The organism is Pseudoalteromonas sp. KG3 (genome assembly GCF_030436385.1).
GTDB lineage: Bacteria > Pseudomonadota > Gammaproteobacteria > Enterobacterales > Alteromonadaceae > Pseudoalteromonas > Pseudoalteromonas prydzensis.
Genome location: NZ_CP098523.1, coordinates 3,505,501 through 3,522,529, shown reverse-complemented (window position 1 = coordinate 3,522,529; position 17,029 = coordinate 3,505,501). Strand labels below are relative to the sequence as shown.

Below are 17,029 nucleotides of genomic sequence, written 5' to 3'. Positions count from 1 at the left end.
AAATTCAGAAATAGCTTAATCATTTTAACTAGTTACTGACAGGTGCACTTTGCTAGACGCTTACGGTTTTATAAATAATCTCTAGGGGAATATTCGTTGTATAACTTGCATCAAAAATATGATGGATAGCCGTTTTTATGTCTACTTTGTCGCCTTCTTGTATCTGTGTGTTCTCAAACCGATGGGTATGAGTAAATTGAGTGATACACACACTCTCATCTGTTAGCGCGGTCGTAATGGCTTCATAAAAAGAAAAGTGGGTAAATAGATAGTTGATGCAAGGCATATTATGAAAAATAACATTTTCAACCGTAAGCCCAAGTAATGAATCCTCTTTTTTTATAAGATCAAAGGTCACTATTTTATTTTCGAGTATAGTGCCTTTAAACGACCAACTGAGCAACGTTAGAATGATTGGAATGAGTCTGTCTTCACTACATAATTGATCATAAGGTAAGTGCTGCTCTCGGTAAGTTACTTTTTTACCTTGGAAGAATTCACTTACAAATTTTTCATAAGACATTACGGCATTCCATTTTTAATTAAGTACTGGTTATTTTCCTTATGCACTCCATTTTATAACGCAATGAAATAATTAATGAAAGCTTTTATCTAAAGTTGTCGAGAAAACCCCGTGATCAGAGCGAAGCGATGTCATTACCTTTAAAACAAAGAAAGCTAACATCTAGATGTTGGCTTTCTTTAAAGTATTAACTATTTAAACTTCGCAATAGCTTGGTTTTTTAATCTTGCCGATCATGCGCTTGATATTACCACAACCATAAGAATCACAAGCTTGAACGCCTACAACTGCACTTTCATCAAGCGTATATATTTTTTGAGGAAACTCTAAAGTTTCTTCATAAATCATAGAACCTTCTTGATCTTCTTTATAAAGCTTATAAGTAATACCTTCATGATTTGCGCCTAAGCCGCCCCATGTATATTTTACTGAATTACAAACATCAGTGTATTTATCCATAGAGGCTAACCAAGTTAACTGTTCAGCACTTTCATAACCTTCATAACGATGCTTTTTCGTATATTTTTCAATGTTTGGCAACGTTGACAATGATTTCATAACATCAAGCATATTAACAAGACCAGCACCACAACCTAAAGTTGAACATAAATAATTTTTATAATAATCATAACCATTAGATTTAAGAATTCCTTTAATTTTATAAGGCTTTTGCTTACCATAAGTAAGAATTAAGTTAGCAACACCACCTGCAATATTTGGTGATGACATAGATGTGCCTGAACCTACAAAATAAAGTGATTCATTCCCATATTTTGTTGTTGATAACATATCAACATTTGTACCTTCAGCTAAAACATCAACATGTTCACCATAATTAGAGTATTGTGATAAGTCACCTTGATTATCCGTTGCACCTACTGTAATAACATCATCACAAGACGCTGGTGCATACATTGCAGCATCGGTTTTGTCATTACCAGCAGAAACAACAACAACAACACCGTTATTCATTGCATTTGTGTAAATACCTTGTTCATAATCGTTACAACCAGCAATTGATTTACCACCTAATGATAAATTAATAATATCAACTGGTTCAGAAATGCTTGGAACATTAGGTACATCATAACCTGATAGCCAAGCTACAGCATTTAATGTTCCTGATGATCTACCAGAGCCTTTACAATTCAAGACTCTTGCATAAACAAGTTCTAAATCTTCTGAGTTAACAACGCCAGCAACACCTAAACCATTATTAGATTTTGCTCCAATTAAACCTGCAACACTTAATCCATGACCATCATGACAAAAAGAACCATCAACCAACTCAGTTTCATCTGTTGGATCATCATCCATTGTTTCAGGATTTAAATAGCTTGAATTTTCATCTACCAAAAAATCATAACCTTCATTTAAAGGATCAATATCCTCATGTGCTGCATAACCTGAATCAACAACGCCAACACGAATTTTTCTGCCTAAATTATTAACAGTCATTTCACGCATACCTTTATAATCTTGGCCTGACAAGTTATATTCTTTATTCTTTAAAAAATGCACTTGTTTTGGATATAAAGGATCATTGAATTGTTTTTTTACAATATGGTCAACATAAACATATTGAAAATCACCTGTTTTCATTAGTTGTTTTGCCAATGTCTCAGCATCTACATCAGAACCTTCTACAGTAACAACATCACTATTTAAAGCCAATGAATTAAGATGTGAAAATTTTAAGTTGTTTTTATTACTTAAAACTTCTAGTTTTTCAAAGCCTTGAGAGTAATTTCCTGAATTACTTAAATTATAACGCTCTTTCAAATTTGAAACACTGGTGTTTTTAATTTCTGCTTCTTTTTTCAGCATTAATTCTTTTTGTGGATTTAAAAGAAAAGCATTATGAATTGACTGATCTTTAAACTTTACAATCAATCTTACTGGCTCTTTTTCCATAACATCAAATTTATATGTATTTTCATCTAATGATGCAATGGCGTGTGTTGATAATGTCAACGCTATTAAAGTCATTGTTATTTTTAATGTTTTCATTGAGTTTATTATCCTAAAATAATTATCAAGAATAGGCCGTATTAGTCATTACCTACTATGTTTTAATATATTTACTTGTTTTTATTATAATTGTAGTCATAAACATTAAAAGCTTGTTTAGCTGACTTTTCAACAATAGCTTTTAAAAATTCATACTCTTCTGAAAAAACAAACTCACCATCAATAAATTCACCATATTTTTGATTTCCATTAAATCTACTATAAAGATTGTTTTCTGTATCATATAAATATAAAGAATCTTCAAATTCAAATTTTGGCAAAGTATTACTTGGTAATGTCGATAATGAATTAACATAATCATAAGCTTTTAAAGTATATGTTCTAGCAGCAGATTCTATATAGCTTTCTATAGATTCTACATAACTATCAATATAAACAATACAATTATCAGGATCTGAATAATTTTTCTCACCAAACAATGCACATCTGCTCATATAATCAGCAATATCAATTGCTGAAAAATAATAACCACTATCATCTGTTTTAGAGCCAATAATAACTTTTTCAACAAAATAATTAGGTAGTAAATTTTCATTTTCTAAAAGTTCAGCATAAAATTCTGCTAGATATTGATATTCTCTTAGTGATGCAATTTTTTTATAAAAATGTTCTGATAAATCTAAGATGTCTTTTCTTTCTTCATCAATAACGTGAGATACCATAAAGTTTAAATTAAATGAAGATCTATAACCAATATCATTATAAAAAATAAGAATGCCATATTGATCACCAACAACAGCTGAATTTGGATTAATAGTAATTGTGTTATTTTCTACATCAATTTTATGTGTTATATCAGCATTATTCTGGTATACATAAACTGTTTCAGGTATCAATTTAACATTTTCAGGAAAGTCATCAAGAATATTTAGATCAAAAGTAGTGATTTTACCTTCTTCTACAATACCAAAATTATTATATGTCTGACTTTCATTAAATGAAATTTTAGCTACCTTATTATTAATATCTAATACTCTTACATTAAATGTTTCTTCTGAGAACTGCCTGCCGCTTGAAACGCGTAAAGTAATATTAAAATCAAGTCTGCTTTTAGTGTAGTCAAAATACTTAACTGAAATTTTAAGTAAATCACCTTCTTTTTCAACAGTTTCTAAATAATCTTTATCAAGCTCATTGTTAGCACTATAAGATTCTAAAGACCATGTTAATTTATCTTCTTCGTCAGTTGAAAACAACTCAATATTTAAGTATTCATCAACTCCGCTATATATAATTACGCGATCATCTTCATCTTTCTCTTTTTCAATATTGATACTTAAATCAACATCTGTAATATCAGGGTTATTTAAAACGGTCACATTGATTGTTTCTGATTCATGTCGGTTACTAGAATCTTCCAGTTCTACCAAAACACTTACTTCAATATCTTCTGTAACATCAAAAGCGTTTAATATAATTTTGTTATTTTCATATTTTGCTAATAATATTTCTGTATTTGATGATGTAACTTTAGGTGTAAGGCCCTCAGTTAATGTTACATCCAATTCCACACTTTGATACTCATTCAATGAGACTGTTTTAGAAACGTCTAAAACAAGTACATCAACAATTTTTACTGAGATAGTTTTTGTAGTCGATAATTTTCCATCAGTCGCCACGAATTCTAAAATAGCAATTTCTTCTTTAGGAACGTTGTTCGCGTTTAAAACCAATTGTGAATCACTAATACGTGCGGATAAATATTCACTTGTGGATGAGACGGAAACGGATACGGTATCACCGTCTTTATCTTCTGTAGAAAATGATAAGTTTTTTGTAGTAAGTTCATCCAACTCTGTCGTGTCTACGATTGTCAATGTGGGGGCGCTATTATTGCCATCAGAACCCCCGCCACCACACGCTGTAAGTGTTAAGGTTAATGCTAACACTAATGCACTTTTTAATTTTTTCATTATTTTCTTTCCTTGTTTTTCTGCGATTTATATGTGCCCAGGCATTTTTAATACAGTGAATCGCCCCGAGTTCATCGGAGACCAGTTTGTTTAAGTCAGGCCACTTTACCTGACTCGTTTAAATTATCATAGTAGTCTGTTTCATATTGAGCTGGTGAAATATACCCAATTGAAGATAATAAGCGTTGATTATTAAACCAATTGACCCACTCTAACGTTGCGTATTCAACAGCATCAACATTCTTCCACGGGCCATTTCTGCGAATAATCTCTGTTTTAAATAATCCATTTATTGTTTCAGCCAATGCATTGTCATAAGAGTCACCCACACTGCCCTAAAGTATCCCCAAAATTAGCCTTTATATATCAATGAACTAATAGTGTTAAAAAATATGGGTAGTGAGGGAACATTCATGGTGTTTTGTGATCTTATGAATCGCTTAAAAACAACAGAACTAAACACCATGAATGCGTCTACTATTTTGCACAATATGCTCCGCGCTGTCACCCCTAACTCTATTCATAAAGCCAGATTTAATACTTTAGTCGCTGCCGTTAAATCTCTATTGCACTGTCAGCAATGTACCTTGACTTCTATCGGCCGCAACTTGAATTCAAAAACAACTGAAAAACATGATATTAAACGTATTGATCGACTACTCAGTAACCACGAGCTTTTGCGTGAGTCGACATCGGTTTATGTTCGCTTAAGCCGTTTTGTGGTCACTGAAAAGCATCCCGTCATTTTGGTTGATTGGAGTCATGCAGATACACAAACCAAATACTGTATTCTGCGTGCCAGCATTGCCAGTGAAGGTCGTTCTTTGACCCTGTATCAGGAAAGTGCATTCAGTTTTCAGTATCATTGCCCAAAAGTTCAAAAACGGTTCTTAAAGATGCTCAAACTGATTTTGCCGGGTGACTGCCGGCCCGTAATTGTGACGGATGCGGGCTTTAAAGTTCCTTGGCTCAAAGCCGTGCGAAACAATGGCTGGCATTATATTAGCCGTGTTCGAGGTACGGCACATTTGAAAACGCAGGGCAGCGATGAGTTTGTTCCATGCCAGTCACTATTCAAGAGCAATCAACGTAAGAGCCAGTATCTTGGCGCGACCGAGTTGACCAAAAGTGCAAAATATCAAACTCATGCAGTGCTGGTTGGCAAGGGACATAAGTTATTAAAAAGAGATAAAAAACGTGGTTATAAGGAGCCTTGGCTACTCGTTTCTTCTCTTCCAAAGAGGCACCACTTTCTCGAAAAAGTACTCAAATTATATGGTATGAGAATGCAGATAGAAGCAGGATTTCGAGATCAAAAAAGTGTTAGGTTCGGCTTAGGCTCAGATCTGCACAGGACAAACAAACTCTATCGATTAGACATACTGTTGCTGCTTGCCACACTGGCTCATTGGTTCTCAATGATGCTGGGGGCAGTGATAGACAAAGCAGGAAAGACAGGCGCTTTTCAAGCTAATTCAACCAAAAAAAGACGAGTAGTGTCATGGGCATTTGTTGGGCTGCGATACTTCAAAAAACAGTCCATTAAACTGCGACGGCGAGATTATTTGGCAGGACTAGCCTATTTCGTACAGGTGGTAGTGCAACTCGATTGGAAAAATATGGATGTGAGTGATGTAATTGAAACTTAATGATTATTTCTGGGGATCCCTTAGGATGCTGACAGGAACCCAGCGTCAGGGATGAATTGCTTGCAGCAGAATCAATTTGAAAACCGATCGCCCCTTGGTTGCCGCCAGCAAGCTAAACCTTGAATAAGGTTTCTAATGTAGGTCGCGGATTTATCCCGATACAAGTTAGCAGTAAAAACCATCAGCCAAGGTGATACAACTTTTTGGGCTAAAGCCCAACCTACAAATCACACGCGCCAGCAAGCTCAGCGCCTACGGTGGTTAACTCTGTCACTTGTGTTAAACCATTCGTGGCTAAAGTTATCTACTACACAAAGCCCTGGAGACGGTAATAAAAGCCTAGTCCTCCATATCTCGAAACTGACATACAGGATCTTCTATGATCTTATTACTTAGTGTAATCTGGCAATCTAAGTAATAACTAAATAAGTCCAGAGTCACAGTAAGGCCATGCTCTGTAAAAACTGGCAATAAGTAATCTACCCCAGCAACATCTGTTCTCACATCGGTTATGTTACCTTGTTGATCAGTAAAACTGCAAAGCTGCTTTAATTCTCCAAGATCATTCAACTTTATGGTAATGCAGGGTTCTATCTCAGTGTTATAACGCAAATAAGTCACTGGCTCACTGCCGATAGTCCCTTGAACTTCCTCAATAGGCTGTATGCTTTTTGTAGTCTCTTGCAATGGTTGTTGAGAACAAGCAGAGCAACTAAACATAGCTAATACCGTTATAATTGCTTTGTAATTAATCAATAACTTCATGGGGAAACTCCCGCTTTTGGCTTGTTTACAGGTATGGTATTTGCGTATTTGCTTCTTAATGCAAATCTCTGGTAAGGTACGGAACTCCATTTAGAACGGTCACTAAATAAAACTTTCAATGCTTGGACGTTTCCTTGTGCTAGAGGCCTTTGCAAGAATTTTCGCGTTGACCCTGAGTAATCACCTCTATAAGTTAGATCGATAAAAAGCTCTAACAACGAGCTAGGTAATACGCTCCAATCAACAGCTCCATAGGCTGCAACAGTGTCTGCTTTTTTACATATACGGAGAACTACTTGCTCTTTCTCTGCATATGCAACCCGAAATAGAGCAAGCTGGACTTGAGGATTAATTTCAAAGTCGAGAAGATCATTCTGTATCATGAAACTTTCTGCTGCTCTTCCTTTCAGCCTTGCTCCAGCAGCTAAACGGTTAGCATCAACCAAATTCAGTCCAGCTTTTACAAGTTGCGCAGATATAAAGCTAGATGATTTATCTCGCATGTCATACCCTCGCCCAAGCGTTAAACCTGAGCTAGAACTTGGAACATGTAATACTCTACTATGATAAATTCCACCTTCTTGTCCTTCAGCTTCCCATGTCAATAGGCCCTTTGAAGGAGCAGTTATTGATTTTTTTATGAAACCTAGCGTCAAATGCTCTACGAGCTTCTTAAATGTCCCCCCACCTGAAGACACTAGTCGATCAGGCTTTCCCATGCGGACAACTTGCCTCTGGAAAACTTCAATTAATGATAATGTAGCAGGATCAACCTTACTACTCATTGAAAGTACGCCTATATTTGCTTTTCGGGCATATGAATTTAGCAATGCTTTGACTAAATAGACATCGTTAGAAGAGTTATACCCTTTTTCTCCAACAGAACTACTGAGGGATAAGTTAATCATAATAATCCTTTATAAATATCAGTTGCATATTAATTTTAATCGTAGATAAGCCATTAATATACTTGAGCTTTTATGTGAAAGTACAAATTTTAAACTAAAACCTTAAGACTTGAAAAATAAAGATTCACATCATTCCATTTCATTGTACCCATATTAACTTTTTCATTTAATCTTAGTCAATTGCATTTTTCAAATGTATACCTAGAACTCTCACAGCTAAAAAATACAGAGGGTCAAAAAAATACAGAGGGTCAGGTCTTGCATCTTGCCAAGACCAAACACCAATCTCACGTTTAACACCTTCCCCCGTCATCACGCCCTGAAAATAAGCAATTGATGAGTAATGCATTTCATGGATGAAATGAAAGCCATGCTTGCACATGGATGTGCTTTCATGGCGTTTACGTTCACATCAATTAATTATTTGAAGGATTACGCGTGATGCTCGGGTGGCGCTGGGAGAGTCCAGAGAGGGGTCAGCGGCAGCCCCTCTTTGGCTGCTGTCGCCAGCGCGATAAAACCTTGAACAAGGTTTCTAATGTAGGTCGCGGATTTATCCCGACAAGAGTTAGCAGTAAAAACCATCAGCCAAGGTGATACAACTTTTTGGGCTAAAGCCCTAAGGGATCCCCAGAAATAATCATTAAGTTTCAATTACATCACTCACATCCATATTTTTCCAATCGAGTTTCACTACCACCTGTACGAAATAGGCTAGCCCTGCCAAATAATCTCGCCGTCGCAGTTTTATGGACTGTTTTTTGAAGTATCGCAGCCCAACAAATGCCCATGACACTACTCGTCTTTTTTTGGTTGAATTAGCTTGAAAAGCGCCTGTCTTTCCTGTTTTGTCTATCACTGCACCCAGCATCATTGAGAACCAATGAACCAGAGTTGCGAGCAGTAAAAGTATGTCTAATCGATTGAGTTTGTTCGTTCTGTGCAGATCTGAGCCTAAGCCGAATCTAACACTTTTTTGATCTCGAAACCCTGCCTCTATCTGCATTCTCATACCATATAGCTTGAGCACTTTTTCGAGAAAATGGTGCCTTTTTGGAAGTGAAGAAACGAGTAGCCAAGGCTCTTTATAACCGCGTTCTTTATCTCTTTTTAATAACTTATGTCCCTTGCCAACCAACACTGCATGCGTTTGATATTTTGCACTTTTGGTCAGCTCGGTCGCGCCAAGATACCGGCTCTTACGTTGATTGTTCTTGAATAGTGACTGGCATGGAATAAACTCATCGCTGTCCTGCGTTTTCAAGTGTGCCGTACCTCGAACCCGGCTGATATAATGCCAGCTATTGTTCCGCACGGCTTTGAGCCAGGGAACTTTAAAGCCCGCATCCGTCACAATGACGGGGCGGCAATCACTCGGCAAGATCAGTTTGAGCATCTTTAAGAACCGTTTTTGTACTTTTGGGCAATGATATTGAAAGCTGAATGCACTTTCCTGGTATAAGGTCAAAGAGCGACCTTCACTGACAATGCTAGCACGCAGAATACAGTATTTGGTTTGTGTATCTGCATGACTCCAATCAACCAATATGACGGGATGCTTTTCAGTGACCACAAAACGGCTTAAGCGAACATAAACCGATGTCGATTCACGCAAAAGCTCGTGGTTATTGAGTAGTCGATCAATACGCTTAATATCATGTTTTTCAGTTGTTTTTGAATCCAAATTGCGACCAATAGATGTCAAGGTGCATTGCTGACAGTGCAAAAGAGATTTAACGGCAGCGACTAGAGTATTAAATCTGGCTTTATGAATAGAGTTAGGGGTGACAGCGCGGAGCATATTGTGCAAAATAGTAGACGCATTCATGGTGTTTAGTTCTGTTGTTTTTAAGCGATTCATAAGATCACAAAACACCATGAATGTTCCCTCACTACCCATATTTTTTAACACTATTAGTTCATTGATATATAAAGGCTAATTTTGGGGATACTTTAGGCTAAAGCCCAACCTACAAACCACACGCGCCAGCAAGCTCAGCGCCTACGGTGGTTAACTTACCACTGGTGTTAAATCATTCGTGGCTGAAGCCATCTCCTACAAACAATACATATTTACGTGCTTGGGAGATGGTAATGATGTTGGAGAATCGTTGGGTTTGGTTTCACTCAACCCAGCCTACGTTCAAATAATTTACGGTTAATCACCACGCACAAAAAAGCCGCTGCATTGCTGCAACGGCTTTAATAATTTTATCAATTCCCAATCTTTAATTAGAAATTGATAAAATTATTAATCGCGATATGTATCTACCGCTGAGCATGAACAAACTAAGCCGCGTTCGCCGCCTACGTTACAAGTACTTATTATTGTTACTTTCATTTATTTATGTACTAAAGTTTAGAGCTGACTTTTTAGGTATTCCATTTGCTTTTTCTGACGCCTTTTGAGCCTTTTAATTACATTAACACTCACCTTTAAATGCTTACTTTTAAAAAAGAGCATCAACACAGAGTTAAGCACGATAAATACGACAGAAAGCCCTACACCATTAAATGAAAGCTCACCTTCACGTTTAAAGATAAAACCTAAAACATAAATTAGGGACACAAATATAGCGCATCCGGCCACTAAATTATAAACTTTAATCACCCAATACCTACCTGCTGATATAAGCGCGCCAAGAGCAATAAATATACATATGCCAATAAAAAAAACGATAACTCTAGGCCCTAATTCATTCACAGTATTGTATGGCCAAAGCATGATTAATATTGTAAATGCTAATGATGAATAGCTGATAACACTTGATACAACCGCTACAGCACAAGCTAAACTGTACTTCAGTTTCGGAATTGAATCACTTACAGATAAATCTTCAACCTTCACTATCTAGGCTCTCAAAAACGCCAATAGCTATACCTTTGATTTCTCCATTATATGCGCTTCCAGTAAATGCTAAAGCAGCAGCAACAGAATCACGTAAACGTGTTCGTAACTCATTATTTATTTGTATATTTTTAAACCTCTTAGGAAAACTATTATTTCTAACCATTTGCTTTAACATTTTATTAGAAATACCAGGTACTTTTAAACGAATTATTTCACGAGTAATTCGGGCTCTCTCTTGTCGACTTTTATTTGATAACAACTGCTTGAAACTTATACCATTTGCGCGTGCTAATTTTAAAGTTCGAACTGCAATAGCACTTGCAGCTGTTGCTCCAGCTAAAGATATATAATCCAAAGCTTGGGTTGTATTAACGTACCATTCTTCAGAATCTAGCCAATCATTAAGTTCTGGAGCAAACTTTTCTGCGCCACTCCTCATTAGGCCATTACCGCATTGTAATGTCGTTGCAGATGCCGCACTGAAAGAAATAACAGAAATAGCAGCACTAGTTCCAAATGAGATGGGGGTAGCTACGCCAGACGCAACAAAAGCAACCCAAGAAATTACAGCGCCAGCACATGCAAGCAAGGTACCTGAAACCTCGGATACAAATCTACTTTCTCTTGGATTTACAGAGCTATGCTTAAGCTCATTAGTAAACTCTTTTGCAGAACTACGTTTTGGAGGTTCTCTTAATATAATTTTAACGGGCGTCAAACGACATATAGGCTGAAATTCTCGTATAGTAACAACAGTGAAATTTTCATCTATATACACAATACCAGCCCCAGATAACTGAATATCCTTGTCTATAGCTTTGAATAAACTATCTTTGTCCAAGTATAAATCAAGTTTATTTTTTAACTGTTTTTGCTTAAAAGTATCTCTATTTAAAATATTCATATTTAATCCCTCCATGAAAGAATATTCAAGTAAAAATAGTTTACCTAAAAAAAAAACTTAGTCAACAAATCAGAAACTACATTTAATATATCCCTATCAAAAGAGTAATTAACGCTCCCCTCTAGCGGGAATTAGTTCCACCTATTAGTTATAAATACATATCTGTCTATACAGTGGGTGGGTTTATTCTATGCTTACCACCACGCACAAAAAAGCCGCTACATTGCTGCAACGGCTTTTTAAATTTTATAATTCCCAATCGTTAATTGGAAATTTTCAAAATTAATCACGTGATCAGAGTTATTTAAGTTTGGGAAAATGTAACCTCAAAATGCTCATTTTACTTTACCCAATTTTAAATTATAGATTGGGAATCTATTTGTTAAAAGTGAAGTCCCTATTGTTAGTCATAATTAAAATTTGGGAATATTTAAGCTTTATCATAAACCCTTTGCCTATGCTTTTCATTTTCGCCTGACACAAGCCTCTGAAAATCTTCAAAGGCTTTGTAGTAACTAAAACACCACACTATTCCGGCCATTTTGCTTGGCTTTGTATAAGTTCAAATCAACACGCTTTGCTGCCTGCTCAGCATTCTCATGTGGTGTTATTTCAATAACACCAATGCTTACAGTCGAATTAATGCCTAAGGAAGTATGTTGTTTTTCTGCTATTGAATGCCTGATACGCCCTGCTATCTCTTTTGCATTTTCAAGGGTTTGGTTTTCAAGGACTATCAAAAACTCTTCACCACCAACTCGTCCCACCATATCTGAACAGCGAACTGTACTCACGATCGAATTTACGATAGAAATGATTAGCTCGTCACCAATATCATGGCCGTATTGATCGTTTACAGCTTTAAAGTGGTCAATATCAATGGAAATCAATGAACTTACTCGCTTATTGTGTAAATTCTTTTGCATGACACTTCGTTTCAAATTAATGATAGCCCTGCGATTAGCAATGCCTGTAAGTTCGTCTTTTAAAGCGAGTACTTCAAAGTGCTTTTTTTGACGGGCTTGCTTAAAGCTGTAAATGGCAAATAGGATTAAACATACGCTGGCAATAATGAGTGTTAAGCGCTGCCAAAAAGCCTTACCTTCAGCTACGGTTAGTAACTCTTTTTGCAGAGCTGATGCTTGTTCAAGCCGAGTTATTTCTCGTTTTTGTTGTTCTAGGTCAAAGTTTAGTCTTGCTGATATAAGCGCATTATTAGCAATGTCTTTTTGCTTTTGTTTTATTATCGTTATCAATTGTTGTTGAGCATCGATGTGTAACGAGGAATCATTTGTGACTTCAGCTAGTAATGAGGCAAAGTTAAAGTATCTTTCTTTAAAACTGACTGACCATGAATTTTGCTCAGTTTGTAACTTGTTAAATAAAGTGAGGGCTGCGTTTAGGTTATTACTTTTTAAGTGCCACTGGGCTTGTGTCATGGTTAGCAATACTGTGATCCAGCTACTATCTATTTTTAGTTTATCAACAGCTGTTAAATATGATTTTGCAGCATTGAGTTGATTTTGTTCGGTGTACAGCTCAGCTAACTTTATCAATACGTAAGCATAACCGTCATCGCTTTCGTAAGACCTTACATCGTTCTTAATTGACTGATACAACTCTATAGCTTTAGGGCGATTTCCGCTTTTTTCATAGGCAAAAGCGAGTTGATCGATTACTTTATAATGTTCTTGTTCATTAAATTGTGTTAATTCAGTTGCGGCGCGTTGCAGTTGTTCAATTGCAAGATCAAAGTTAAAAAGGGCTATATGAATATCTGCTATTTCTTTTAGTGCAAGGGCTTGTTCGTAGCTATTTCCAGATTTTTCAAATAGCTGATAGGCTTTTTGCGCTGCATGGAATGCATCCTCATATCTTCCTTGAGCTAAGTAAATGCGATTTAATATAATGTTAGCTGTAGCAATGACGTTTAGCTCTTTTGGGCTTTTAGCGTGTTCAGAGTTTTTGGTTATAGGCTTTAAAAGAGTTGTCGCTGCTTGGTAATGGCCTTGAATGTATTCTTGGGCGGCTTTACATGCTATGAACTCGTGTTTTAGAACTTGAACGCTCGACTTTTGAATGATCGAGCTCGCTTGTTTTAAAAAGTGTTTATAGGTGATAAGTCCGTTCGGTGTAGCTACATCAGAGAACCAACACTTAAATGTCATTACTCGGGCATCATCAAGCACATTTTTATATGGTATTCCTTGTTCTAATTTTTCTAAAATAGCCCTCGATTCAGCTCTAGTTGTATAACCATAAAGAACCTTATCTATTTCACTTTTTACTTCACTGGCTGCTAAATTGGCAGAAAAAAGAACAAAACATAAAACCCTTAACATTTAAACCGTTACTCCATCAGGAACTACTATTCCGTAATTTAAATTTAGTTATTATTCTTCAATTGAGATTAACACAAAAGTTGTTTCAACATAACAACTACAGCTGAAAACAAAAAAGGTGAGCTAATTCGCTCACCTTTTCAAGAGTTATAGTTTGGGAAAAGAATTCCCAATCTTTAATAACTTTCCCAATCTATAATTATCATTCCCAAACTATAACAACTTTGATCATTTTCAAAATTAATCACGATAAGTCTCTACCGCTGGGCATGAACACACTAGATTACGGTCGCCGTATACGTCATCGATACGCGTTACTGTAGGCCAGAATTTGTTTTTTGCAACAGCTGGTACTGGGAACGCAGCGTAGAAGCGGTCGTATGCACGATCCCACTCATTACCAAGTACGTCGCCTTGTGTGTGCGGTGCAAACACAAGCGGGTTGTTTTCGATAGACCATTCGCCGGAGATCACTTTGTCGATTTCGCCTTTAATTGACACCATCGCTTCGATGAAACGGTCGATCTCAACTTTAGACTCAGACTCAGTTGGCTCAATCATCAACGTGCCAGCCACTGGGAACGACATAGTTGGTGAATGGAAGCCGTAATCTTGTAAGCGCTTAGCTACGTCCATTTCAGTGATGCCTGAAAGCTCTTTAAGTGGGCGTAAGTCAACAATACATTCGTGAGCAACACGGTTGTTGCGGCCACGGTATAAAATTGGGTAGTGCTGGCTTAACTCGTGAGTTAAGTAGTTAGCATTCACAATCGCCATTTCAGTGGCTTGTTTAAGGCCTTCGCTACCCATCATGGTGATGTAAGCCCATGAGATAGGTAAAATAGCTGCTGAGCCGTATGGCGCTGCTGATACCGCACCATTACCTTCGTTAGTACCTGGCACGTTAATTACGCTGTGGTTAGGCATAAATGGCGCAAGGTGTGATTTAACTCCGATTGGGCCAACACCTGGGCCACCGCCACCGTGTGGGATACAGAAGGTTTTGTGTAAGTTAAGGTGCGATACGTCAGAACCGATAGAGCCTGGGCTGGTAACACCTACTTGGGCATTCATGTTCGCGCCGTCCATGTAAACTTGGCCGCCGTGTTGATGAATAATGTCACAAATTTCACGAATTGTTTCTTCGTATACACCGTGCGTAGACGGGTATGTGATCATGATGCACGATAGATTTTCTGACACTTCTTCTGCTTTCGCTTTAAGGTCAGCCATATCAACGTTACCGTTTTTATCGCAATCAACAACCACAATTTTCATGCTGGCCATTTGTGCCGATGCTGGGTTAGTACCGTGTGCAGAACTTGGGATTAAACATACGTTACGGTGCGCGTCCCCTCGTGACTCGTGGTATTTACGAATTGCGATAAGGCCTGCGTATTCACCTTGTGCACCTGAATTTGGTTGCAATGAAACCGCATCGTAACCGGTAATGTTAACTAGCCAATCGTGTAGCTCGTTAATCATTATTTGGTAACCTTCTGCTTGGTCTAGCGGGCAGAATGGGTGAAGGTTTGCAAATTCAGGCCACGTGATTGGGATCATCTCAGCAGTCGCGTTTAGTTTCATAGTACATGAACCTAACGAGATCATAGAATGATTAAGCGCTAAATCTTTGTTTTCAAGACGCTTGATATAACGCAGCATTTCAGTTTCGCTGTGGTACGAATTGAAGTTAGGGTGTGTTAACACTTCGTCATCACGCTCTAAGCTTGCTGGGATTGAATCACTGCCGTTTGCTTCGATATCTGCGGCAAGTGCGTCAACGCTTAAGCCATGGCCTTCGCCTAGGATGATGTCGAAAAGCTCAGCTACGTCTGCGCGCGTTGTAGTCTCAGATACTGAGATTGAGTACTCGCCTGCATGGTTAGTTGCAAAGTTAACGCCGTTTGCAATTGCACGTGCGACTACGTCGTCTTTGTTATCACTAACAACCGTTAATGTATCAAACCATGTATTGTGCTTAAGGTTCACGCCTTTCGCTTGTAGGCCTGCGGCTAAAATATCAGCAAAGCGATGAATGCGCTGTGCGATTGTTTTTAAGCCTTGTGGGCCGTGGTACACCGCGTAAAACGCTGCCATATTGGCAAGTAATACTTGCGCTGTACAAATATTTGAGTTGGCTTTGTCGCGGCGAATGTGTTGCTCACGCGTTTGCATTGCCATACGCAGTGCGTCGTTACCTAAACGGTCTTTTGATACACCGATGATACGACCTGGCAATGAACGTTTGTATGCATCACGTGTTGCGAAAAATGCAGCGTGAGGACCGCCGTAACCCATAGGTACACCAAAACGCTGTGCTGAACCAAGTACTACGTCTGCGCCAAGTTTACCTGGTGCTTTTAATAGTAATAAGCTCATGATGTCGGCTGCAACACAGGCAATCGCTTTTTTGCTTTGTACGCCAGCGATTAAGTCTGTAATATCAACTACTTCACCTGATGTTGACGGGTATTGGAATAGCGCGCCAAAAATCTCGTGATTTACAGCATCAGCAGCAGGCCCTACCACAACTTCAAAACCAAACTGATCGGCACGCGTTGCTACTACGTCGATAGTTTGTGTGTGTACGTCGTCTGCGATAAAGAAGATATTGGCTTTTTTAGCTTTAGATACACGCTTTGCAAGACCCATTGCCTCGGCTGCAGCGGTAGATTCATCAAGTAATGATGCACTTGCTAAATCAAGACCAGTTAGGTCTAAGGTCATAGTTTGGAAGTTAAGTAATGACTCTAAACGTCCTTGCGCAATCTCTGGTTGGTATGGAGTGTACGCTGTGTACCAGCCTGGGTTCTCAAGTACGTTACGTAAAATTACGTGTGGTACGTGAGTTGGGTGGTAGCCTTGGCCAATATAAGATTTGAACACTTTATTTTTGCTTGCTACTGATTTTAAGTAGCTTAGTGTTTCAACTTCAGTGCGGCTTTCGCCTACTGTTAGGCCTTGCTCTAAGCGGATGCTTGCAGGTACAGTTTGACCGATCAGCTCTTCAACACTCGATACTCCAAGAGCACTTAGCATATCGCTTACTTGTGCCGGGCTTGGCCCAATATGGCGGCGAATAAAATCTTGCGTTTGCTCTAATTGTTCAAGAGATTTGGCGTTTGACATTTGTCCAGATT

Annotated in this window: 11 protein-coding genes and 1 pseudogene; 1 reads left to right on the top strand and 11 read right to left on the bottom strand. The window is 37.9% G+C overall.

The genetic code is table 11. The features are described from left to right. Positions 1-52: 52 nt before the first annotated feature. From NDQ71_RS16520 to NDQ71_RS16505, 4 genes and pseudogenes are all read right to left on the bottom strand, one after another. Positions 53-523 carry a hypothetical protein gene (locus tag NDQ71_RS16520; RefSeq protein WP_301561868.1) on the bottom strand — a complete coding sequence of 157 codons (471 nt, stop codon included), beginning with the start codon at positions 521-523 and terminating at the stop codon, positions 53-55. 195 nt (positions 524-718) lie between these two features. Beyond that, positions 719-2,533, bottom strand: coding sequence for a S8 family serine peptidase (locus tag NDQ71_RS16515; protein ID WP_301561867.1), 1,815 nt, complete (start codon positions 2,531-2,533; stop codon positions 719-721). Positions 2,534-2,604: 71 nt separating this feature from the next. Then, positions 2,605-4,467, bottom strand: coding sequence for a hypothetical protein (locus tag NDQ71_RS16510; protein WP_301561866.1), 1,863 nt, complete (start codon positions 4,465-4,467; stop codon positions 2,605-2,607). A 95-nt stretch (positions 4,468-4,562) separates the two neighbouring features. Further along, positions 4,563-4,802, bottom strand: a pseudogene (locus tag NDQ71_RS16505) (integrase core domain-containing protein); the annotation flags it as partial. 96 nt (positions 4,803-4,898) lie between these two features. Between NDQ71_RS16505 and NDQ71_RS16500 the strand changes: the two are divergent. Then, positions 4,899-6,116, top strand: a complete 1,218-nt coding sequence (locus NDQ71_RS16500; protein WP_301562681.1) for an IS4 family transposase — start codon at positions 4,899-4,901, stop codon at positions 6,114-6,116. Between the two features lie 339 nt (positions 6,117-6,455). On the opposite strand, the gene NDQ71_RS16495 is transcribed toward NDQ71_RS16500, so the two are convergent. The 7 genes from NDQ71_RS16495 to gcvP form a co-directional block, all read right to left on the bottom strand. After that, positions 6,456-6,881: a hypothetical protein gene (locus NDQ71_RS16495; protein WP_192543199.1), complete on the bottom strand. Its 426-nt coding sequence runs from the start codon at positions 6,879-6,881 to the stop codon at positions 6,456-6,458. Then, positions 6,878-7,789: a hypothetical protein gene (locus tag NDQ71_RS16490; RefSeq protein ID WP_192543198.1), complete on the bottom strand. Its 912-nt coding sequence runs from the start codon at positions 7,787-7,789 to the stop codon at positions 6,878-6,880. The genes NDQ71_RS16495 and NDQ71_RS16490 overlap by 4 nt, the downstream gene beginning before the upstream one ends. Positions 7,790-8,432: 643 nt before the next feature. Further along, entirely contained in the window at positions 8,433-9,650 is a 1,218-nt protein-coding gene (locus NDQ71_RS16485; RefSeq protein WP_301562680.1) for an IS4 family transposase, read from the bottom strand. Positions 9,651-10,148: 498 nt separating this feature from the next. After that, complete coding sequence (locus NDQ71_RS16480) at positions 10,149-10,637, bottom strand: hypothetical protein (RefSeq protein WP_192542524.1); 489 nt, start codon at positions 10,635-10,637, stop codon at positions 10,149-10,151. Further along, positions 10,627-11,544 (bottom strand): hypothetical protein, encoded by a 918-nt coding sequence (locus NDQ71_RS16475; RefSeq protein WP_192542523.1) that lies wholly within the window; start codon positions 11,542-11,544, stop codon positions 10,627-10,629. Before NDQ71_RS16475 ends, NDQ71_RS16480 begins: the two co-directional genes overlap by 11 nt. 515 nt (positions 11,545-12,059) lie before the next feature. Beyond that, positions 12,060-13,886, bottom strand: coding sequence for a diguanylate cyclase (locus NDQ71_RS16470; protein WP_192542522.1), 1,827 nt, complete (start codon positions 13,884-13,886; stop codon positions 12,060-12,062). A gap of 240 nt (positions 13,887-14,126) precedes the next feature. Beyond that, positions 14,127-17,018 (bottom strand): aminomethyl-transferring glycine dehydrogenase, encoded by a 2,892-nt coding sequence (gene gcvP / locus NDQ71_RS16465; protein WP_301561865.1) that lies wholly within the window; start codon positions 17,016-17,018, stop codon positions 14,127-14,129. Positions 17,019-17,029 lie beyond the last annotated feature (11 nt).

Excerpts from the sequence above, each read along its gene's own strand:
- NDQ71_RS16495 (WP_192543199.1), bottom strand. The coding sequence starts at position 6,881 with ATGAAGTTATTGATTAATTACAAAGCAATTATAACGGTATTAGCTATG.
- NDQ71_RS16470 (WP_192542522.1), bottom strand. The coding sequence starts at position 13,886 with ATGTTAAGGGTTTTATGTTTTGTTCTTTTTTCTGCCAATTTAGCAGCC.
- NDQ71_RS16515 (WP_301561867.1), bottom strand. The coding sequence starts at position 2,533 with ATGAAAACATTAAAAATAACAATGACTTTAATAGCGTTGACATTATCA.
- gcvP (WP_301561865.1), bottom strand. The coding sequence starts at position 17,018 with ATGTCAAACGCCAAATCTCTTGAACAATTAGAGCAAACGCAAGATTTT.
- NDQ71_RS16500 (WP_301562681.1), top strand. The coding sequence starts at position 4,899 with ATGAATCGCTTAAAAACAACAGAACTAAACACCATGAATGCGTCTACT.
- NDQ71_RS16485 (WP_301562680.1), bottom strand. The coding sequence starts at position 9,650 with ATGAATCGCTTAAAAACAACAGAACTAAACACCATGAATGCGTCTACT.
- NDQ71_RS16520 (WP_301561868.1), bottom strand. The coding sequence starts at position 523 with ATGTCTTATGAAAAATTTGTAAGTGAATTCTTCCAAGGTAAAAAAGTA.
- NDQ71_RS16510 (WP_301561866.1), bottom strand. The coding sequence starts at position 4,467 with ATGAAAAAATTAAAAAGTGCATTAGTGTTAGCATTAACCTTAACACTT.
- NDQ71_RS16490 (WP_192543198.1), bottom strand. The coding sequence starts at position 7,789 with ATGATTAACTTATCCCTCAGTAGTTCTGTTGGAGAAAAAGGGTATAAC.
- NDQ71_RS16475 (WP_192542523.1), bottom strand. The coding sequence starts at position 11,544 with ATGAATATTTTAAATAGAGATACTTTTAAGCAAAAACAGTTAAAAAAT.